Origin of the sequence: Pseudanabaena sp. PCC 7367 (assembly GCF_000317065.1) — a bacterium.
Classification (GTDB): domain Bacteria; phylum Cyanobacteriota; class Cyanobacteriia; order Pseudanabaenales; family Pseudanabaenaceae; genus Thalassoporum; species Thalassoporum mexicanum.
The window spans coordinates 630,966-653,325 of sequence record NC_019701.1 but is presented as its reverse complement, the minus strand read 5'-3'; the positions used below and the strand labels follow the sequence as shown (position 1 = coordinate 653,325).

The following is a 22,360-nucleotide window of genomic DNA, read 5'->3' as shown; positions in this document are numbered from 1 at the left end:
TCGCCACCCTTCATTTTAATCAGTCTAATCAGTCCACATTTTAACTAATTAGCTTGTTTGAATGCAGTAAAAAACATAGCCATAATAACTGCTATAAGCTCGATACATTTCGATCTCAGTAGCCTGTTGCTCCAGCCATGCGGTGGCTTCTGCGTCATCAGCATATCTCGATCGCAATACTTCCATTTTACTGGCAATAGGCAGATAGTATGATTGCCACCAGTCTGACTCTGGCAGGATAAAGTGAGCCAGATTTTGATATCCTAGCCTGGCGATCGTATTCAGGTTTGCAGCGATCGATTGGATCGCAGGATACTCGGTCTGCCAGAATCTCATAACTTCATCAGGTATCTCTGCATATTCAACCAACCAGGATACATCACTAACCGCGATCGCCCCGCCTGGTTTCAAGAATTGCCGCCAGTAGGCCAAGCCTGTTTCAAAGCCAATGTTATAAATCGCGCCCTCTGACCAGATCAGGTCAAAGTGATGGGCAGGAAAAGGTAGCTCCGCCATTGAACAATTGAGGGTAGCGAGGCGATCGGCATACCCTGCCTGCTCGCTGCGTTGGTTAAGTAATTCCAAAAACTCAGGAAAGGTGTCCAGGGCAGTGATTGTGGCCGTTGGTAATTGCTTGGCCAGGGTGAGGGTGGAAGCGCCAGTACCACAGCCAAGATCGAGTATCTTTGGATTTGCGGATAGATCAGTAAAAAACTCTAGTGCTTTGCGGGTGGAGGCATCACTCCCAGGAGCTTGGCGCGGCAGGTCGGCATAGAGATCGAAGAGGAGGTTCATATCTAGCCACAGGTCGATCGATGATTCTATATTATTTATGGCAAGCGATCGCTGTAAATAGTCCATTGTTTCAACTATCCTATGATCAGCGATTTCAGGTATTTATTATATTTTAAAATGGGTCGCCCGAGATTCGAACTCGGAACTAATCGGTTAAAAGCCGAGTACTCTACCGTTGAGTTAGCGACCCGCAAGCCGTTGACTATCGTAACATATTGCAACTTGGTTTTATAGGCGATCGCTTAAATTATTTTTGTAGCAACTTATGATTTTTATCTAGTCTGGCTTGTAGCGGTTTAGCTTACTGATGAATAGCTCCGCCGCATCAGCGATCGCCCTTTTCTCTTCATCCGACTTCTTGTCATAAAATAATAAAGAGCCTGTGTAGTTTAACCAGACTCCGGATCAATATTATGCTGATATTTGTAGCTACCGATCGCTTTCTATGCAAACTAAGCGATCATGTAGTCCAAGCAAAAATTCCTAGTGCCCCTTGCTTTGACGGCGACGAGCTGCGGCTTTACGATCGCGTTTTTGGGCTGGGGTTTCAAAGTAGCGCTTTTTCTTCATATCTGGGAAGATACCAGCCTTGGAAACTTCACGTCTAAACCGACGCAACGCAGATTCAATGCCTTCGTTTTCACCAACAATAACTTGAGCCATTAAATAACCTCCTTAGATAAAGATTAACCAGAAAATACTAACTAATTACTGAATACACACAATATGTGCGGATTGGAGTTGGATTAGCAGGGTAGCAGCAGCAAAGCAAACCCTTGTCGTCTAAACAATCAACACCAATAAAAGGGCTAAAACAGCCCAGCCAAGTAATACTCTCGCGGTCTAGAGTGTCTATTTCAACTTGCATCGATGATCGATCGACTCTATACCCTAATCACACTTTTTCTAAAAATTTCTAAAAAGTGATTGCAATAGCCCCTCGCACCGGAACTAAGTAGAGTAATAATTTCTCTCAGGCTCTTTGCTTTTCCTGTTGGCTGCTAAGCAATTTACTTAACCAGAGCCTTTTCTTATATATCTACCTACTTATCTAATTATCTAAATCAAATACAATCACCATCCAGATCGAAATACTTAAAATAATTTTCAATGTGCGATTCGCTGTAAACACTGCGCCGACTTAGCGATCGTCAAAACGATTATCAAGAAGCCTACACGAATAGTCCCCAGATTAAATTATCTAGAGGTACTAGATTACCACATAGAATCTGATCTACGGCAACAGCTTGCTTCTTTACCTTACTAAATACATCATTGAATCCTGACTTAGGCTTGCCAATAGTGCTAATTAGGATGTTGGCCTGCTTGAATCGATCGGTAATTGGTGAATCGGTAATTGGTGAATTGATGGACAATCAATTTGTCTATTGCGATTGTTAAACTGGAGAGGGCTTAATAGACGATCGAATCTGGGGTTAACCGAAATATCATACTTAACTTAGAATACTTAGACTTAGCATACTTAGATGCTACATCTATAGTTGCTTACTCAGTGATGCTTGTGTTTATTTAGGATCTTCTGTATATGTTAGCCGCAAGGAAATCCCATGTTTAATCCGACCAAGCTATTGATTGAGGATTGTGCCCGCAGCCTCAAAGAAGGCTACTACTCTACCTATGGTGGGCTCAAGCCTGACTACGCTGATATTATTGCCTGGGCAGGCAGCATGGCACTGGAAAATATTGCCAATAGTAATGCGCTCTATCATGATGTGGAGCATACTATTTTTGTCACTCTGGTGGGGCTGGAAATCTTACGGGGTAAGCATATCCGTGAAGGTGGAGTTTCTACTGAAGATTGGCTCCATTTTATGATTTCCCTGCTCTGTCATGATATTGGCTATGTGCGAGGGGTGTGCCGCCAGGATCAAATTAGCAAGCATCTCTATGCCACTGGTAATGGTGAAATGTTGGTTGAGCTACCCCTCAGTGCAACTGATGCCAGCCTCACGCCCTACCATGTCGATCGCGGCAAGCTATTCATTCAAGAGCGGTTTGGTGGCCATCGATTAATCAAAGCAGATGTAATTAAAACCAATATTGAATTAACCCGATTTCCGGTGCCCCTGGATAGCGATCATCAGGATACGGTTAATTATCCTGGGTTGGTGCGAGCCGCTGATTTAATTGGCCAACTGAGCGATCCGCGCTATTTGCAAAAAATCCCAGCGCTTTATTATGAATTCGAGGAGACTGGCGTTAATAATCAACTCGGCTATGAAAATCCCGAAGACCTGCGCCAAAACTATCCCAAGTTCTATTGGAGTGTGGTTTTCCCCTATATTGCCCATGCGGCTGATTATTTGCGATTGACCCAGGAAGGTAAGCAAATTCTGGCTAATCTCTATGCCCATGTGTTTGAGGTGGAGCATGATCCTAATGTAAGGAATGTGAGGGCTGATCCTGCGGCAGTATCTTCCGTCAGCCCAGTACCACCACCAGTACCGCCAATGTCATCAATTCATGCCCCTGAGTTAGAGCAAGCCAATTAGAGCTTAAAAGTTAAGTTGCGATCGCCAGAATAATTGGTGTAGTATTAGATTCTGTGCTTTTTTAAGTAAAAGCCATTTAATTATTATTCACAAAGTTGCCAAGCTCGGATCGGGTTAAACCCTAAAAGCTAGTTAGCGCTAATTAAATTAATTTAAAATTAATTATTAATTGTCTGCTAGTACCCGTACGGCATTGTAAGAGGTTGAAGGAAATGAGTTACGCGATTGTTCAAACAGGCGGCAAGCAATATCGATTTGAGCCAGGTCGGTTCTATGACGTGGAAAAAATTAATGCCGAGCCGGGTGAAAGCTTTAGCATCTCCGATGTGTTGCTGGTAAATATGGACGGCAATGTGAGCGTTGGCCAGCCTTTGGTTGACAATGCTAGCGTTGAAGTGACCGTCATGCAGCACCGCAAGGCTAAAAAGGTGATTGTCTATAAGATGCAGCCCAAGAAAAAGACCCGCAGCAAAAATGGGCATAGACAGGTGCTAACCCGATTGATGGTGCAAAATATTAGCCACGGCGGCAAAACGGCTAAAGCGGCTACACCTGAGCCGGTGAAAGTAAGTGCTGAAGCGGCAGAGACAGTTACGGCAGAAGTAGCTGCTGAATAAATTTTTAGACAATAGAGATTGTGGAGATTGGCGCTAACAATTATTTATTCTGGTAATTAGACGGTCAAATTAGGATTTAGATTAATCCTTAAGCACTAATAAGCATTAATAAGCATTAAGTAGATAAGCAACGTAGGTCTGGAGGAAAACAAATGGCACATAAGAAAGGTTCCGGTAGTACCAAGAACGGGCGCGATTCTAATGCGCAGCGCCTGGGTGTAAAGCGCTTTGGCGGTGAATTTGTGACCGCTGGTAGCATTATCGTGCGTCAGCGGGGAACCAAGGTTCATCCTGGTAATAATGTTGGTCGCGGCAGTGATGATACTTTGTTTGCCACTGTAGAAGGCTTTGTGACGTTTGAGCGCAAGGGCAAGAGCCGCAAAAAGGTGAGTGTTTATCCTGCTGCTAGCTAGTAATCCAATCTAATCTGGATATCAAACTAAACTAGATATCTTATCTAAGCATCAAGCATCAAGCATCAAATAAATATAGCGATGGACAGCTCTAGGGCTGCCCATTGTTTTTTGCTAGCTTATTTTTTTAGCGATCGCACCTTTCAAGATAAAGGAGCTTAGCCCATAATTTGGGGCACTTGGAAAAACTCATCTTCACGGGCAGGGGCACTTTCCAGGACACCCTCTCGATCGAGACTGGGGATTTTGGCATCGGGGCGAGTCACGTTCACATTGGCGATCGCCCTGAGCGTAGGCTCCACACCTTCTAGTAATGGATCGAGTTCATTTAGTTGATCAAAATAATCCAGAATGTCGCCCAATTGCTGTGTGAATTTAGATTCTTCGGCTTCACTGAGCTGGAGGCGAGCTAAGTGGGCAACATGTTGGACTTGTTGGCGATCGATCATGGTAATTCAGCTATTTAGTTGAAAGTTGAAAGTTAAAAGTTGAAAGTTAAAATTTTAGATTTAAGGCTTGAGCGTTGCTAAAACAGCCTAACAAATCAGTCGCCTAATTGCTAGCCACCAATAGTTACTGCGCTTGGCGATTTTAGAAGTAGCGATCGCAGAAATCTAGCGATTATGGCAATGAGATGCCAAATTCATAATTAAATATCAGGGCAAATATCAGGTCAAATATTTGGGCAAAGATTCAGAGCAAATACTAGATAAAAGAACTAATATCCGCTCTACCAGTGGTTTTAAGCCAGTTTTGGGCTTCGATGTAGTTGTTGGGGGCGATCCGGATTGCCCTGACCCAATATTCTGCTGCTTGATCAAAATTTTCTTCAGCCACTTCGGAGTCTTCGGCCTTTTCACCCATGTAGTGATAGATCACCGCCGTATTATTTAAGGCCTGACATAGACGCGGGTTAAGATCGATCGCTTCGTGGTAAAACTCCAACGCCTGATTAAAATCGCCATTACTGGCATGGATTAAACCCATGTTGTAGTAAATATAGCTGCGATCGTAGTCGTTTTCTTCCAGTTTCAATGCTTCTTCGTAGTTGGCCAAGGCTTCGGCATAGTCACCATCACCCTGGGCTGACATGCCATCACGATAATAGGCAAAGGCTTCTTTAGCCTGTTGGCTGGTGGGGAAAAGCTTGAGGATCGCATCGGCAATGACGGTAAAGGTGCGATCGACGAAATTATCATTACGCTGGGATCTGGGCATGGGTTGATCGATTAATTACGGTTACTAAAATACTGATCTTAACTTAATTGCTAGCTATGCTTGATCGGGGTTATCCCCACAAGAAATATATAAATATAGCGATCGAGCTACATCACATTTAAGACTTATCTAAATATATATTTTCCCCTGGCACAAATTGATTAACGCCAGGATTTATTAATAGTTAGAAATTGGTCTATGGCTCGAAGTTAACAATTTAATCAAACTGATCAAAATTTACTATAGCCAGATGGGCAGTTCACTTCAGTATTTCCGTCATAAGTTGACAAAGAGGGTGCTTCAGTGGTGGCGCTATCACTTTCGCAGATAATTACCTCAGTGACAGGGCTACCTGGTTCTAACTGATAGACCAAACCAACATAGCTGCGCAGGGTGGGATCTTTGGCGATCGCTAAATTACTGACCAAGCCATTTTGATTAACCACAATGCTGTAGCTGTAGTTCTGGGACTCGGATTCAATCCCGACAGCAAGTTCCTGCAGATCGTCAGTAAAAGCTGCATTTTCAAAATAAAAAGCCTGTTGGGCACGATTCATGCTGCCCACATAGTTTCTGGCCTCCGCAGCTTTGGCCTTGGCAATGCGACTTTCCTGGCTAGGGGGTGTATTGATCGAAGTAGTCTGGGGCAGTGTAGGATCATCGGAAATTTTTTCATAATCCAACTCGATCGTCTCGCTGTTAGTATCGCTGAGGATATAGAGCTTACCTTCTGGCGTAAACACAAACGTAGCAGTTTCGCCCGATCCATCGGTAACGCGCCATTGCCCTGCTAGTTGATCGTTGCTATTGCTGCTTGCCTCACTATTATCACTAGCATTGGAGCTATCTTCATCACTGGCAACCGAATTATTACAGCCCACTAAAGCTAAGGAGAGAGCTAGACCGATCGCTATTTTTGTATACCCTGAGATCGACATCTTTATGCGACTAAATTATATGCAACTGCAACTAAGTATGCTGTTAAACAAACTGAGCATACCAATAACTCAGGAGTAATGGAAATCCCTTTGGTTAAGATCATGGTTGAGTCGATCGCAATTCTTACCGATAACGTTGCTCGCAACTGACTGCATCCAGTTCACCAGAATCTTTAATAGACTTCCTGCCCAAATGCCCGAATAATTTCTGAGATCATGATGCTTGGATGGCAATAAGGGACTTTTGCAAGGGTGGTAATAATCTCTAACTTGCTGTCACTGGGAATCGTCTGAGAACTCCATTGCTTAGTCAGCGATCGTTTGATCGAATTTATCGAGCTGACAAGCGATAAGCTGAACTTTACGCGCGTAAGCCCAATTGGTGATTACAATTTGGTGATTACAATAAAGTTTGGTTATATTAGAAATCCACCGATCTTTTCCAGCCTACCCTCAAGCACTTCCCTCAAGCACTTAAGTATTAAAAAGTAACCTAAGACCTATGACCGCCTACGAACTGCCCAAACAATATAATCCATTCGACACTGAAGCCAAATGGCAAGCCTATTGGGAAGAGCAGGGGTTGTTTCGGGCAGCTTCAAAGAGCAGCAAAGAGTCCTATTGCATTATGATGGCTCCGCCCAATGTGACCGGTAGTTTGCACATGGGACATGCCTTTGAGAAAACGATCGCCGATGTGTTGATTCGTTACCACCGGATGAAGGGGTTTAATACGCTGTGGCTGCCGGGTAAAGACCATGCCAGTATTGCGGTACATACTGTTCTGGAACGGCAATTGCGAGCTGAAGGTAAAACCAGGCAGGACTTGGGGCGATCGAAATTTCTGGAACGAGCCTGGGACTGGAAGGGTGATTCCAGCGATCGGATTACTAATCAAATTCGTAAACTCGGCGCATCGGTGGATTGGCAGCGGGAACGCTTCACCCTGGATCAGGGCTTGTCGAAGGCGGTGATCGAAGCGTTTGTGAGTATGTACGAAGATGGCTTGATCTATCGCGGTGAATATCTGGTCAACTGGTGCCCCGCCTCACAATCCGCCGTTTCTGATCTGGAAGTAGAAAACCAGGAAACCAATGGCCATCTCTGGCATTTCCGCTATCCACTTACCACTGGAGACGGCTATCTGGTGGTGGCGACTACTCGGCCAGAGACTATGCTGGGTGATACGGCGGTGGCTGTGAACCCCAAGGACGATCGCTACCAGCATTTAATTGGTCAAACTGTCACGTTGCCGATCATGAACAGGGAAATCCCGATCGTTGGTGATGAATATGTGGACATGGAGTTTGGCACTGGCTGCGTTAAGATTACGCCTGCCCATGATTTCAACGACTTTGAGATCGGTCAGCGCCATGACCTACCAATGATCAATGTGATGAACAAAGATGCCACGATCAATGAAAATGGCGGTGAATTTGCAGGCCAAGATCGGTTTGTGGCGCGTAAAAATATTGTCGCTAAGCTGGATTCGCTGGGTTTGCTTGACCACATCGAAGATTATGTCCATGCTGTGCCCTATTCAGAGCGGGGCAAGGTGCCGATCGAGCCGTTCCTGTCGATGCAGTGGTTCGCCAAAACCAGGGCGATCGCCGATTTTGCAATGGAGCAGCTAGACCAACATAATTCCCCCCAGATTGTGCCGGAACGCTGGCATAAGGTCTACCGCGATTGGCTGGTTAAGATCAAAGATTGGTGCATTTCGCGGCAGTTGTGGTGGGGGCATCAGATTCCAGCCTGGTACACGCCAGAAGGGGAAATTTTTGTGGCTCACAATGAAACGGAAGCCAAGGCTAAGGCCAAAGCTAAACTAGGCCGCGAGGTTGAACTGGTGCAGGATGAAGATGTACTCGATACCTGGTTCTCTTCAGGGCTGTGGCCTTTTTCAACCCTGGGTTGGCCAGAGCAAACTGAGGATTTGGAGACGTTTTATCCTACCAGTGTGTTGATCTGTGGTTTTGATATTATCTTCTTCTGGGTGGCACGAATGACCATGATGGCGGGGTATTTTACTAAGCAAATGCCCTTTAAGGATGTTTATATTCATGGTCTGGTGCGGGATGAGAATAACCAGAAGATGTCGAAGACTAAAAATAATGGCATCGATCCTTTAGTTCTAATTGATAAATATGGCACTGATGCCTTGCGCTATGCCCTGATCAATGAAGTGGTGGGCGCGGGGCAGGATATTCGCCTTGATTACAATCGCAAAACCGATGAATCTTCTACGGTGGAGTCAGCGCGGAACTTTGCCAACAAGCTTTGGAATGCTTCGCGGTTTGTGTTGATGAATCTGGGGGACGATCGCCCCAAATTACCTGCTCTAGCTGAATTGGAATCATGCGATCGCTGGATTCTTTCTCGTTTCAATCAAACGGCTCAGATGGTGAATCAACAGATCCCTAAATATGGCCTGGGTGAGGCAGCACGGACTCTGTATGGGTTCATTTGGAATGAGTTTTGCGATTACTATATTGAGCTGGTCAAACCTAGATTGCAAAGTGAAGATCAGCGATCGCAGGCGATTGCCCAGGGTGTATTGTTACATGTGCTGAAAGGAACCCTGGCGCTGTTGCATCCCTATATGCCGCATTTGACCGAAGAAATCTGGAGCGCGGTCGCAAGTGAGGCAGAAAAGCCATTGGCGATCCAGCCCTATCCAGAGGCGGCGGATAGTTTGATTGATAGTGCGATCGATGCTCAGTTTAACTCGATCTTCGAGGCGATTCGGGTGATTCGGAATTTACGCGCGGAACTAGAAATCAAGCCTTCCCAGAAAATCAAAGCAGTATTGCAGGGTGAAGGTGATGAATTGCATCCCTGCCTAGCAGGTGCAGCCTATATCAAGCACCTGGCCAGGGTGGAGGAGTTGCAAATTGTGGAAACCGTGCCAGCGGATTTGGGACAGACTATGGCTGGAGTGGTCGGTACGGTGCAAGTATTGGTGCCATTAACCGGAGTGGTCGATGTGGCTCAGTTGCGGCAACGATTGGAAAAGAATCTGGGCAAACTCAATGGCAACATTGCTTCTTTGCAAGGCCGATTGAGTAATGAAGGGTATGTTAAAAAGGCTCCTGCCCATATTGTCGAGGGAGCCAGAGCGGAACTAGAGGAAGCAAAACAACAGGCACAGATTCTAACTGGGCGATTGGAACAATTGCAACAGATGAATTAATGACTTATAGCAGTTCGCATAATGATTGGTAGATTGATATCCTGGCGATCGCCCTAACTATTACTTGAAATCCACGCCAATAGACCATCCTGCTTGAGTGAATCTGTTAATAACTGATTCATTTGTAAACCCATTTGCAGATCGGCTTCAGTTAATCGCCGTTCAGTGAGATCGCCCAGGTGCTGTTCATCATGGAGGCCAGCTACTAGCGCCGCCACTCGATCGGTTTCGCGGGGAGTAAGATCGGCGAACGCTAGTCGGAATTCCGGTAGTGCCTTCATGAAGCCTTCCTCTTCCCAGGACTGCAATTGTTGGTCAATTACTTGCAACAATTGGGGCAGGTTCCAGGCTACCTCGCGGCAGGTTCTCAGCAACCCACGCAAAAATTCAGCCGTAACCCTAGGAGCCGCTTCTGAACTATTTAAATAGGCTGTAGCGATCGCCATGATTTGCTCCTCTGTAATCCGCCGATCGCTATATAAAATTCCCACTGCGCCTCCCTGCAAGGCTGGTTGTCCTTGAGGTAAGTCCAGTAACAATTCAATCCCTTGATAGAAAAGTTCCCGATCGAGCCAAATCTCCTCTGGGTCTTGCTTCTGGCTATTATTGCTCGCGGTCATGTATAAAAATTCACGCACCGCACAGAACTTGGTCAATAAATCATTAACCATCTCCTCCGCGCAATTCGCTAAATTTGGCAGCAGATAACAGAGCCGTTGATAGGCGATCGCACATAACTCCTTAACTTGGCTTAAGCCCTGTGCTGCCAGTGGTTCCCGCGATTGCCATAACAATAATAATTCCGCCACCGCATCAACCAGGGAACTAAATTCGGGGTCTTCGGCAATATTGCTAGCAATCAAGTTCAATAACCCACTTGCATGGGCATGTAACCCCATCCGACAAGCGATCGTGAGCATCTTGACCGCTTCGATTGCTGACCTTGCCCTCCCTTCCTGCTCTAGATCATAAATTGCTTGTCGCAATCGATTGATCGCGGCTGCTTCGATTGTAGCCCCATAAAGCGATCGCTCTATTAAGGTGCTTTCCGTTTGTGGCACCCAGCGATATTCCCACACTTCCTGAAGGCGATCGAGTTGATTCCCCTGCACGAAGTCTGGCCCTGTAACTAACCTGGCAAAGGGAACTTCCAAGAATGCCAGAGTATGGAAAAAGCGACTGGTGTGGCGATGCTTTGGTTTGCGATAAATTTCCAGGGTAGAGGATTTAGCGGTGGAATTATTGACCCTGAGGCGGAGTTTAGTCGATCGCTGTCGGAAGTCTGCCACAATCGGCGCAATGCCCACATCATCGGGCAATTCACCAATCCGATCGCCGCGCAGAAGTTGCTGCACCAGTGACATTAACACCACCCCTTCCGCATCCATTGCTCCCTTTACTAGGCAGCTTCGCACCCCATCGAGTAAGTCTTCGCGGGTAGGACCACTGTGACCACGAAATGCTGCCAGACTCCTAGCTTGAGTCAAAGCCGCGATCGCATCAGCGGTAGAAAGAGGCAACAATCCTTGAATTGGTTGTGGTTCCGATTGCAGGGAATATTCTTGCTCAGATTTTTTTTGTTCTTTTTGAGATTCGTTATTCTTGTTGTGATCAAGGCTGAGGCGCGATCGCATTCCTAATTCCACTAGAATCTGATTAGCCGTTTCGCTGAGAGGTTCAGTAGGATCTAGCTGCAACTGTTCCCAAAACCGTTGATAATAACCTGGGGATGGCATTCCCGCCCCATAACCATTTAGGGCATCCAATTGCTCGAAGCCATAGCGCATTAAAACGGTCTGCGCCTCTTCTGTTTTTAATTTCAGTTTTTTTTGTTTGGGCAACTTCTGCTTGATCAAATCAGGCAGGGCGATCGTGTGAAACCCACCAGTAACTACCAAAATTTTATGGTTGTAATCATTTAGATCTGTTGATCCCTCTTTTTGCTTGCTTGCATTCTTCCTCGCGTTTACCACTTCCTTTTTGATTTCTTTTTTGGCTAACTGGATCGCGGCTGCCATAGCTTCCTCACGGGCGATCGTGCCATCCTGTACCAGCGATTGCCTGGACGAATCACGTCTGGCCATCCAACAATAGGCGGCCACATTTTGGATGAATTTAGCTGTGGGCAAATGCAAGAAATTGGCCTCAAACATATGATCCCATAGGTCATCAGCATCTCGGCAACCTGTTTTTTTTGCCAGGGCATTCAAGTATTGGCTGTGCTGAAAATAGTTCTCTTCCAGGAGGGTTTGCACCTGATGGGAAGGGCGATCTGAGTTTTCCCCTGGTGCTTGATCTGGCGCTTGATCTAAAGGCTCAGGGCGATTGTCATCCTGTTCTTCTTCCGCTTCTTCAGCTTGCAGATAGCTGGCAATCACTTTTTCGGCATACAGCAAATCAATGAACTGGATCTTGGCTCCGATCTCACTCCCTGCCCGTACTGCAACCAGTTCTGGCGAATAGTCGCAAAAGGGATAATAGGCCGCAAATCGTTGTGCTCTCATTGCTGCCAGTTCTTCCGGTAGCTCTCCTAATCTTTGGGCATGGTCGATGTAGGTAGTAAACACTGCGATCGGTGCTTGGGTCTCTGGCTTGAGCAAATGAGTCACCAGCTCATTCATATCTCTGGGGCCTTCAATCAGAATCCGAGCCGGTCGCCAATCGCTAATTAGTTTTTGCAAATGCCAGGCACAGGCGGGGCTATGGTGGCGAATGGGGAAGAAGATTAAATCTTCACTGATCAAGTTTGCAAATAGCTGCTCTAGTTCTTGATCTAAATCCTGCTTTGATTCTTGATCTGGCTTGGTATTTGGCTTGGTATTTGGCGATCGCTCCATCCTGGCTCCGGTCATCTTTCTGGTTGCTCACCATATACCTTACTTTACAATCCTAATCCAGATTTAAGAAAACTCTTTGGTAAGAACGGGGATCGCTTGAGGCAATCGCTCCTGGCGATCGGCATTTGCTAGCTCAGCATAGATTTTTAAATAGCGCTGGGCTTGAACTGACAAAGAGAACTCCGTTTCTGCTTTGAGCCGAGATTGATAGCGTAGCTTGGCGGTTAGTTCTGGATCAGCATCCAAGACCCAGGCGATTCCAGCAGCGAGATCCTCCACCTCATAGGGTTTAACCAGATAGCCCGTTTGCTGGTGATCAACAATATCCTGTACGCCAGTGCCACGAAAGGCGATCACTGGTGTGCCGCAGGCCAATGCCTCCGAAGCGGTTTGGCCGAATGCCTCTTCAACCGACGGTACAATCATCACATCTGCGGCTGAATAGGCTTCTGTTAAAGCTGCATCGGTGTTGAGTTGGCCTAAATAGTGAGTTGGGAACCCCAGATCGATCGGCTCATCGGGGCGGGAAGCGCCGAAAACCACTAATTCGATCCGATCGCCCCATTCCGATTGAGCTAGCTTTGTCAGGGCAGGAATCAATAAATGAAAACCTTTGCGGTGATCCTGAGTGGCACTCAATGCGCCAAATAGCACTAATTTTTTATTGGTGGGCAATGCCAATTTTTGGCGGGCAAGCTGTGGATCGATCGGTCGATATATTTGCGTATCCAGGCCAAAGGGAATCGTTTCAATCCTTAACTGTTTAAACAGAGAACTGGCCCTGGCACAATCAGCCATCCAGGTACTAGGCGTAACAATGGTGAGATCCAAATCCTGCCACGATCGCGCCTTTCGTTGCCATACCCAGCGCGATAGGTCGTTTTCCTGGTTGGCCTTGAGTTGTGGACAATTGCCACAGGATTGCAAATAACGATCGCAACCCTGGCTATAGTGACACCCACCCGTAAAGGGCCACATGTCTTGTAATGTCCACACCAAAGGTTTTTGCAATTTGGCCAGGTCTTCAATCTTAAAATATTCCCAACCCACCCAATGCAAATTAATTAGATCTGGGGCAATTTGGTCAATGGGCGATCGCAACAGGGAAGCAGTGGCATTGATCGAGAAGGTAGTATTTTGCCCCAGTCGCTTACTTAATTCTCGTCCAAAGAGGCGGGCTTGTACTTTTTTGAAGAAAGTACGATAGCGATCGAGTTTGACGACGGTTGGCAGCTCTGAGCTTTTTTGAGCCACCAGCATATGGGAATCAAATTTTTCGCGGCGCAAACCTAAATGGATTCTGCCGGCAGCGCGTCCCGCTCCCGATCCTTCATGGGTGGCTAGGTGTAAAACTCTCATAGATTAATAGATTGGATTTAATGAACTTATCGATCGCCACACAAATAACTTAGGTTGCGCCTACCCTCACCAGGATGATTTGCTGCTTTAGTAGCTAAAAGAATGCTAAAACATCACCTGCTTATAGTTTTGCGCAAGTAGTCTATTGATTTGTTTATTAATTGCTTGGGGATCGTCCATCACAATCCCAGCATGGCATCGGTAAATCTGCCTCAATTTACCTTATCCCAATTAATGCCCCTTAATATGCCAGAATATGCCAGTCGATCTACTAGTCCACCACAAAGAATTTGATGCTTGATTTGCGATTGTGATAGCTCTTTTGCAAGAGTGCGACCAATCATAATTAACGTGGTCGATTACTACATCAGTTCTATGCGTAGATAAGTCTAAAGCTTGATATCCAGAATATTCAGATCGCCAGTCTTCTTTAAATTTCTACCACTAAATTTCTAATCTTAGTGATTACTTTTTGAATAGTTATATAAGGTTATTCTCTTCTAAATTATAGAGGCAAATTGCTAAAGAAATTATTAAATCAAGCCTAGCGATCGCCATCAGTAGATCTGAATATTTGTTTCCTGTCAGGCTTGTGAACCAATCAGGATAGATGTTTGGTGGATTTTTAATGCTCAATGGTTTTCAAAACAGCTCCATTTTGAACCTCTCTCCACAATCTCTGCACATTCCCTCTACATTCACTCCACTGTTTATCGCTAATGTTTGCAATGAGGGCAAGTGTAAATTCAGGCACTTGATAGCTAATGCTGTCAACCTCCTCAGATATTTTCTTAGTTGTTCTTCCCATTGCCACCTATGTCTTTCCTAGAAACTAATTCTGAGTTGATCGCTGCATTTCCCGGTATAAATTCCAGCACAACAGCTTTGAGCCAGGGTTTCACTCAAGGGGCTGGACTAAATTCCGGTGAACTCGGTGGAGTGGTATTTGTGGATGAGCGGGCGGCCAGTGCTGGTAACTTTGCGGCTGGAGCCTTGCCAGGATTAGAGGTGGTATTCCTCGATGCCGATCGGGATGGGGTGGCGCAAATTGGCGAGTATCTCAGTGGGTTTGGCGGGTTTGGTCAAGGGTTTGGCCAGGTCTCGGCGATCCATATTATTTCCCATGCTGCCAGTGGGGGGATGCAACTAGGAGCCAGTTGGTTAGGCCAAGAGACCATTGATAGCTACAGCGAGGCGATCGCCGGTTGGCAAAACTCCCTCACTGCCGATGCCGATATTTTGCTATATGGCTGCAATGTGGCCAAGGGTGAAGCCGGACTAGGTTTTGTGCAGTCGCTCAGTCAGCTTAGTGGTGCAGATGTGGCCGCCTCAGATGATTTGACTGGTAGCAGTCTGCTGGGTGGCGATTGGGATTTAGAGGTAACCACTGGCGCGATCGAAAGCCCTACGGCATTTAGCACCGCATTCACCGAGGAATTCAATGACATCTTGCCCACGATCGCCCAGGCTGAACTGGTGATCGAGCCGCCCGATAATAATATTGTCACCAGTAGTACCTACTCCAGTGGCTCATTTCAAATTAGTAACAATTCCGATAGCGGCATTCAAATTGAGCGGGTTGTAATTGACATTAGTACGGCGATTCTGCCAGATCTTATCTTCGACCCATTTGGTACAGCGGGCGATCCGATCGGTAAAGACTTTACGCCCGATAGTGGTGAATCCGCAACGGGGCAGGATTCCCATACTTTTCTAGCGCCCCATGATGGCAATAGCACCTTTGGCTATGATGCGTTGGAAATTGTGTTCACCGACTTTGACCCCGGTGAAACTTTTACTTTCTCGATCGACAATGATCCCACCAGTACCCAGGGGTTACCTGCACCAGGCCCAAATCACGCCGCCAGTGTTTCCGGCCTGGAGTTGGCTGGCACTACCGTAACCATTGACTTCAGTGATGGGAATAGCTACACCGCAGCAACCTATCGCATTCCCAATAGTGAAGTTGGTTCGCAAGCGATCGTCAAGGAGCAATTGCCAACCGCGCCTACGATCGAAGTTTTGGGTGGGATCACTACTCCCGACACCTCCGAAATAGCTAATCAAGTAATCCGAGTCAGCGCGCCCGTCGGTGCTGATGTGTCATTGTTGCAGTTTGAAACCGCCCTCTTTACCGACAATGGTAGTGGGTTTGATCTCGATCCGTTTGAAGCCAATGCGATCGTGAGTGTGGATGAGCAAAGCGCCACTGTTGGCTCTACTGGCTTTGTTGATATCCCCGTTACCCTCACCAACACCGATCCTGAAGCTGGCCTGAACTACTTCACCGCTGTGGTTACCGATAGTGATGGCAGTACCAGTTTGTTGGCTGATACTGAGATCCTGCAATTGCTGGGTGCGAATAATGCACCAACTACCAGCGGCATTATTGATGTATCGGTGGTCGAAGGTGAGGTAGATAGTGTCATTGATCTATTTTCAGTCTTTGATGACATTGAAGATGCGGATGCGGATTTAATCTATTCGATCGAATCAAATAGCGAGCCCACGTTGTTTGATGATGTGGCGATCAACCCTACAACTGGCGAGTTGACTTTAACCTATGCTGCTACAGCGGTTGTGGGCACATCTGACTTAACAATCAGAGCTACCGATACCGATGGCCTGTTTGTGGAAACCAGCTTCAATGTGGCGGTTACTGAAGACAACAGTGGTGGTGGTGGCAACCCAGCTACGCTTTTGATCAATGCTGGTGGTAGTGCTTATACCGATTCCCTCAATCAGCAATGGGTAGCAGACGAACACTTCACCAACGGTAAAACCTTCGGCACTTCACAGGGCATCTCTGGCACTACCGACGATCCGCTCTATCAAACCGAGCGCTACAACGCAAATCTAGCCTATGAAATTCCAGTGGCAGATGGCGAGTATCAGGTAACGTTGGAGTTTGCAGAGCTTTATCACAATTCGGCTGGCAATCGCGTCTTTGATGTCTTGGCCGAAGGGCAGTTATTTGTTGATGACCTGGATATCTATGCCCAGGTAGGTAAGAATGCCGCCTATACCGAAACCTTCACGATCCCAGTCAGTGATGGGATTCTCGATTTAGACTTTGCGGCCAGTGCTGACAATGCCAAGGTATCAGCGATCGCCATTGCCCCAGTGGGTGACCTGCCGCCGCAAGTGCCAACCACTTCTGGTATTAGTGATCTGTCGGTGGTTGAAGGTGAGGTGAATAGTGTGGTCGATCTGTTTGCCGCCTTTGATGACTTTGAAGATGCGGATGCGGATTTAATCTATTCGATCGAAAACAACAGCGATCCGAGTCTGTTTGATGATGTGGCGATCAACCCTACAACTGGCGAGTTGACTTTAACCTATGCTGCTATAGCGGTTGTGGGCACATCTGACTTAACAATCAGAGCCACCGATACCGATGGTTTGTTTGTGGAAACCAGCTTTAATGTGGCGGTTACTGAAGACAACAGCGGTGGTGGCGGCAATCCGGCTACACTTCTGATCAATGCTGGTGGTAGTGCTTATACCGATTCCCTCAATCAGCAATGGGTAGCAGACGACTACTTCACCAACGGTAAAACCTTCGGCACTTCACAGGGCATCTCAGGCACTACCGACGATCCGCTCTATCAAACCGAGCGCTACAACGCAAATCTAGCCTATGAAATTCCAGTGGCAGATGGCGAGTATCAGGTAACGTTGGAGTTTGCCGAGCTTTATCACAATTCGGCTGGCAATCGCGTCTTTGATGTCTTGGCCGAAGGTCAATTGTTTGTTGATGACCTGGATATCTATGCCCAGGTAGGTAAGAATGCCGCCTATACCGAAACCTTCACGATCCCAGTTAATGATGGGGTATTAGATCTAAGTTTTGTGGCCAGTGCCGACCAGGCAAAAGTTTCTGCGATCGCCATTGCTCCGGTGGGTGACCTGCCGCCGCAAGTGCCCACCACCAGCGGTATTAGTGATGTATCAGTGGTTGAAGGTGAGGTGAATAGTGTTGTCGATCTGTTTGCTGCCTTTGATGACTTTGAAGATGCGGATGTCGATTTAGTTTATTCGATCGTAAACAACAGCGATCCTACGTTGTTTGATGATGCGGCGATCAATCCTACAACTGGCGAGTTGACTTTAACCTATGCCGCTACAGTAGTTGTGGGTAGTTCTGCGCTTACGATCAGGGCTACCGACACCGATGGTTTGTTTGTGGAAACCAGCTTCAATGTGGCGGTAACGGAAGATAACAGCGGTGGCCCTGTTAATCCGCCCACAATCTTGATCAATGCTGGTGGTAATAGCTACACCGATTCTCTCAATCAGCAATGGTCAGCGGATCAATATTCAACTGGTGGCAAGACCTTCTCTGGCTCTAATGCCATCTACAACACAGATGATCCAACTCTCTATCAAACTGAGCGCTATGGTGGCGACTTTGCCTATGAAATCCCAGTTGCTAATGGTGAGTATCAGGTCAGCCTAGAATTTGCGGAAATCTACCATAATTCAGCGGGCAATCGCGTCTTTGATGTCTTGGCCGAAGGGCAGTTATTTGTTGATGACCTGGATATCTATGCCCAGGTAGGTAAGGATGCTGCCTATACCGAAACCTTCATGATCCCAGTTAATGATGGGGTATTAGATCTCAGCTTTGTGGCCAGTGCCGATAATGCCAAGGTGTCAGCGATCGCCATTGCTCCGGTGGGTGACCTGCCGCCGCAAGTGCCCACCACTTCTGGTATTAGTGATCTGTCGGTGGTTGAAGGTGAGGTGAATAGTGTGGTTGATTTGTTTGCTGCCTTTGATGACTTTGAGGATGCGGATGTCGATTTAGTTTATTCGATCGAAAACAACAGCGATCCCACTTTGTTTGATGATGCGGCGATCAATCCCACCACGGGTGAGTTAACTCTTACCTATGCCGCTACAGCAGTTGTGGGTACTTCTGCGCTTACGATCAGAGCTACCGACACCGATGGTTTGTTTGTGGAAACCAGCTTCAATGTGGCGGTAACTGAAGACAACAGCGGTGGTGGTGGCAATCCTGGTAACCCCAATGCCCTGCTAATTAATGCTGGCGGCGGTGCCTATACCGATATCCTGAATCAGGAATGGGTGGCCGATCAGGACTTCGTTAATGGTAAGACCTTCTCCACTTCGGGTGATATTGGTGGCACAGTAGATGATCCGCTCTATCAAACCGAGCGTTACGATGCAAATCTGGCCTACACGATCCCATTAGTGGATGGTGAATATCAAGTCAGCCTGGAGTTTGCCGAGCTATATCATAATTCGGCTGGCAATCGCGTCTTTGATGTCTCTGCTGAAGGTCAACTTTTTGTTGATGACCTGGATATATATGCCCAGGTAGGTAAGAATGCTGCCTATAGCCAGACCTTTAATGTTTCCATCAATGATGGAGCCCTAGACCTTGATTTTGTGGCTAGTGCCGATGCGGCCAAAGTTTCAGCGATCGCCATTACCCCGATCGAGCCACCGCCTGGGATTCGCGTAAATGTGGGTGGTAGTGAATATACCGATGAATTTGGTAAGGTTTGGGCTGAGGATAGCTTTAATAGTGGCACCAGCAGCATCTATACCACCACCGCAACCATTAGTAACACCACTGCCGACGAGCTATTCCAGTCTGGACGTAGTGGCAGTAACTTTGCCTATGCTATTCCCGTAGATAACGTTGGCACATATAATGTCAATCTTAATTTTGCCGAAACCATATTTAATGCGCCTGGCCAGCGGGAATTCACTGTTCTGGTAGAAGGCCAAGTGCTGCGCAGTGATCTGGATGTGTGGCAGCAATCGGGTGGAGCCAAGGATCAAGCATTGATTGAATTTATGACCCAGGTGCCAGTTAGTGATGGGGTACTGGATATTCAATTAACCGCCAGCCAGGGTGAAGCAACGATCGCCGCGATCGAGGTGGTTGAAGTCAGCCCCGATCTGCTGCCAGAATTATTTGTAGAAATGGACGTACCCACCACCCTAGTTGACTACGATGGCGATGGTGTGGTGGTAGTAAATGTGCGGGGGAGTGAATCCCAGGCACGTGAGTTTGGTGAGGTTTTGACTGAATGGACTTGGACCCGCGATGGCTCGACTGTGATCGAACGGGGCAATAATATTGCCGATGCGGATATTTCCACCACCCTGGGGCTGGGGCAACATCAACTGAGCCTGACCATTCAAGATAGCCAAGATCCGCCAGCGGTACTAACCGGTGATGCGATCGTCAATATCTATCCCGTCAATCAGGTGAGTGGCACATTTGCCCGCTATTATTCTGGTGCCGACGCGCCGATCGCCACCTTGCTCGATAGTGTGACGGCACTACCAGATTTAACTGATGTTGACCATGTGGAAGCCCTGCCAGGTATGGCGGTAAGTGAGTCTGCTAGCACCCTGGGTAGTTCACCATTTAATAGTGATGTGGTCGTGGCGATGGATGGTGAGTTCACGGCAACCACCACCGGTTCCTATGACTTTGTGTTGCAGGGTGGCAGCGATCGCCAGTTCTACATTGACTTTGACCTGGATGGCGATCTCGATCAGGTCAATCCCAATGATATTCAACTCACCCAGGGACAGACCTATAGCCTGCAAAGTCGGTTTGCCTTTGACAACACTGCACCACTGATGGCCGAGGTGTTGGTGGCGATCGACGATGCCACGCCAACTACATTTGTGCCCGGCAGTCTCAGCCACGATCAGAGCAGTTTATTGCCGTTTATTAATAATGTGCCCACCCAGGCGCAGCCAGCTACGGTTCCGGCCTTTGGTGGTACTGTCACCCTCAATGGCTTTGGCTTCTTTGATACCACTGGCGCGAATCCAGTTAAGGTGATTTGGGATGGGGTTGAGCTAGATCCGGCTGACTATACGCTCACAGATGGGAATAAAATCCAGATTCAGGCTCCACCAACACCCGGCGGCACGGTCGTACCAGTAATTATTGAAACTGCCAACGGCCAGAGCAATACTGCCTATGTATCCTATAGCTTTGATAATGTGCCGATCGAGTTCACCACCACCGCGATCGCTGGTACTGATAGCTTTGGGCCAACCCAAGCAACCTGGGGACCCGATGGTAGGCTCTATGTCGCTTCGATCGCCGGCCAAATCAAAGCCTATACCTTTGATGATGACTACAATGTCACTGCGACTGAAGAGATCAATGCGATCGCTGGCCTGACTAATGCCAATATCCTGGGCATCGCCTTTGATCCCTTTGCCGACCACAATGATCCGCAATTGTATGTGGCTCATAGCCAGTTATTTGTAAATGGTGGCGCGGAAATTCCAGACGGTGAATTCTCGCCCTATACTGGCCAGGTATCGCTACTATCCGGTGCCAACTTCGCTAACCTCGATCCTGTAATTACCAACTTGCCCACCTCGAACCACGATCATGGTGTAAATGGCCTCACCTTTGATGACAGTGGCAATCTGTTGATCGCCCAGGGTGGGAATACCAATGCTGGCGTAAAATGGCCACAAATTGGCGATCTACCTGAATCACCTCTGGCGGCAGCGATCCTGATTGCTGATGTCAATGCGCCTGATTTTAATGGCAACATCCAATATGAGTGGGCGGGCGCAGCTCCCTCACCGGATGCCGATCCGACTAATCAGGTCTATGGCGACTTGGTGACTGTAGTACCAGGGGTTGATATCTCGATCTATGCCACTGGGTTGCGTAATGCCTTTGACCTGGTCTGGACGATCGATGGCCGTCTCTATGCCACTGATAATGGTGCCAATAGTGGTTTTGGACCTACCCCGGAAGGTCAGAATGTGAATGTGGATGATGAAGTGAACCTGATTCTGCCGGGAGCTTACTATGGCCATCCCAATCCAAGCCGATCGGAAAATATCTACTTCAGCACTAATGAGCCATCGATACCGGGTATATATGAAGCGCCACTGGCGATCGTGGATGCCTCCACCAATGGCATTACTGAATATCGGGCTACCACCTTTAATGGTGAAATGCGCGGCAATATCCTGGCACAGGACTGGAATGAAACTCTATATAGCTTTGGTGTTGCACCCGATGGCACCTTTGATAGCACCACTGAGTTCACCGACCTGTCCACTGCTCTGGATGTAATCACTGGTCCTGGTGGCGTGATCATTGGCGTTGACTATTCCGACGACAATCTAACCGTGTCCAAGCCGATAGATGCGGCGGCGGTGGGTGTGACTGCCTATGACATCTACCCCTGGCGATCGCCCAGCGCTGGTGGTGCGCCGTTTGTAATTGGTGGTGCTAATTTCTCCGGCGACGTGGGTAATACCACAGTTACGATCGGTGGGGTGGAAGTCACGATCACCTCGGTATCGGGTAATCGGATTGAAGGGGTGTTGCCATCGCTGGGTAGTGCAGGACTAAAAGACATTGTGGTTAATAGTGGTGGTCAGGTTTCCACGATTACCAACGGTTTCCGAGCCCTGGCCTGATATGATTAACTAATAATACTGATAAT

Annotated in this window: 14 protein-coding genes and 1 tRNA gene; 5 read left to right on the top strand and 10 right to left on the bottom strand. The window is 47.3% G+C overall.

The window, feature by feature from the left end; genetic code table 11:
• Positions 1 to 48 precede the first annotated feature (48 nt).
• The 4 genes from PSE7367_RS02525 to PSE7367_RS02510 all read right to left on the bottom strand — a co-directional run bounded on the left by PSE7367_RS02525 (position 49) and on the right by PSE7367_RS02510 (position 2,171).
• Entirely contained in the window at positions 49 to 861 is an 813-nt protein-coding gene (locus tag PSE7367_RS02525) for a class I SAM-dependent methyltransferase (RefSeq protein WP_015163792.1), read from the bottom strand.
• Between the two features lie 52 nt (positions 862 to 913).
• Positions 914 to 985: transfer RNA gene (locus tag PSE7367_RS02520), tRNA-Lys, on the bottom strand.
• A 293-nt stretch (positions 986 to 1,278) separates the two neighbouring features.
• Positions 1,279 to 1,458 carry a 30S ribosomal protein S21 gene (rpsU, locus tag PSE7367_RS02515; RefSeq protein ID WP_015163791.1) on the bottom strand — a complete coding sequence of 60 codons (180 nt, stop codon included), beginning with the start codon at positions 1,456 to 1,458 and terminating at the stop codon, positions 1,279 to 1,281.
• 509 nt (positions 1,459 to 1,967) lie between these two features.
• On the bottom strand, positions 1,968 to 2,171 hold the full coding sequence (locus tag PSE7367_RS02510; protein WP_041698302.1) for a hypothetical protein: 204 nt from the start codon (positions 2,169 to 2,171) through the stop codon (positions 1,968 to 1,970).
• A 192-nt stretch (positions 2,172 to 2,363) separates the two neighbouring features.
• Here PSE7367_RS02510 and PSE7367_RS02505 point away from each other — a divergent pair, with 192 nt between their 5' ends.
• The 3 genes from PSE7367_RS02505 to rpmA all read left to right on the top strand — a co-directional run bounded on the left by PSE7367_RS02505 (position 2,364) and on the right by rpmA (position 4,338).
• Complete coding sequence (locus PSE7367_RS02505) at positions 2,364 to 3,308, top strand: Npun_R2479 family HD domain-containing metalloprotein (protein ID WP_015163790.1); 945 nt, start codon at positions 2,364 to 2,366, stop codon at positions 3,306 to 3,308.
• A 212-nt stretch (positions 3,309 to 3,520) separates the two neighbouring features.
• Complete coding sequence (rplU, locus tag PSE7367_RS02500) at positions 3,521 to 3,925, top strand: 50S ribosomal protein L21 (protein ID WP_015163789.1); 405 nt, start codon at positions 3,521 to 3,523, stop codon at positions 3,923 to 3,925.
• Between the two features lie 152 nt (positions 3,926 to 4,077).
• A complete protein-coding gene (gene rpmA / locus PSE7367_RS02495) occupies positions 4,078 to 4,338 on the top strand; it encodes a 50S ribosomal protein L27 (RefSeq protein WP_015163788.1) in 261 nt (86 codons plus the stop codon).
• A 158-nt stretch (positions 4,339 to 4,496) separates the two neighbouring features.
• Here the strand turns inward: rpmA and gatC are convergent, their stop codons facing one another.
• The 3 genes from gatC to PSE7367_RS20010 form a co-directional block, all read right to left on the bottom strand.
• Positions 4,497 to 4,787 (bottom strand): Asp-tRNA(Asn)/Glu-tRNA(Gln) amidotransferase subunit GatC, encoded by a 291-nt coding sequence (gene gatC, locus PSE7367_RS02490; RefSeq protein WP_015163787.1) that lies wholly within the window; start codon positions 4,785 to 4,787, stop codon positions 4,497 to 4,499.
• 256 nt (positions 4,788 to 5,043) lie between these two features.
• Positions 5,044 to 5,556 carry a photosystem I assembly protein Ycf3 gene (locus PSE7367_RS02485; protein ID WP_015163786.1) on the bottom strand — a complete coding sequence of 171 codons (513 nt, stop codon included), beginning with the start codon at positions 5,554 to 5,556 and terminating at the stop codon, positions 5,044 to 5,046.
• A 230-nt stretch (positions 5,557 to 5,786) separates the two neighbouring features.
• Positions 5,787 to 6,494: a type IV pilin-like G/H family protein gene (locus PSE7367_RS20010; RefSeq protein ID WP_015163785.1), complete on the bottom strand. Its 708-nt coding sequence runs from the start codon at positions 6,492 to 6,494 to the stop codon at positions 5,787 to 5,789.
• Between the two features lie 502 nt (positions 6,495 to 6,996).
• Between PSE7367_RS20010 and PSE7367_RS02475 the strand changes: the two genes are divergently transcribed.
• On the top strand, positions 6,997 to 9,687 hold the full coding sequence (locus PSE7367_RS02475) for a valine--tRNA ligase (RefSeq protein ID WP_015163784.1): 2,691 nt from the start codon (positions 6,997 to 6,999) through the stop codon (positions 9,685 to 9,687).
• A gap of 53 nt (positions 9,688 to 9,740) precedes the next feature.
• Here the strand turns inward: PSE7367_RS02475 and PSE7367_RS02470 are convergent, their stop codons facing one another.
• The 3 genes from PSE7367_RS02470 to PSE7367_RS02460 form a co-directional block, all read right to left on the bottom strand.
• The gene (locus PSE7367_RS02470) at positions 9,741 to 12,539 is read right to left on the bottom strand and encodes a DUF5682 family protein (protein ID WP_156800324.1); all 2,799 of its coding nucleotides are present in this window, start codon (positions 12,537 to 12,539) and stop codon (positions 9,741 to 9,743) included.
• 48 nt (positions 12,540 to 12,587) lie between these two features.
• Positions 12,588 to 13,883 (bottom strand): glycosyltransferase family 4 protein, encoded by a 1,296-nt coding sequence (locus PSE7367_RS02465; RefSeq protein WP_015163782.1) that lies wholly within the window; start codon positions 13,881 to 13,883, stop codon positions 12,588 to 12,590.
• 625 nt (positions 13,884 to 14,508) lie between these two features.
• Positions 14,509 to 14,691: a hypothetical protein gene (locus PSE7367_RS02460; protein ID WP_015163781.1), complete on the bottom strand. Its 183-nt coding sequence runs from the start codon at positions 14,689 to 14,691 to the stop codon at positions 14,509 to 14,511.
• A gap of 8 nt (positions 14,692 to 14,699) precedes the next feature.
• Between PSE7367_RS02460 and PSE7367_RS02455 the strand changes: the two genes are divergently transcribed.
• Positions 14,700 to 22,334, top strand: coding sequence for a malectin domain-containing carbohydrate-binding protein (locus PSE7367_RS02455; RefSeq protein WP_015163780.1), 7,635 nt, complete (start codon positions 14,700 to 14,702; stop codon positions 22,332 to 22,334).
• Positions 22,335 to 22,360: the final 26 nt, after the last annotated feature.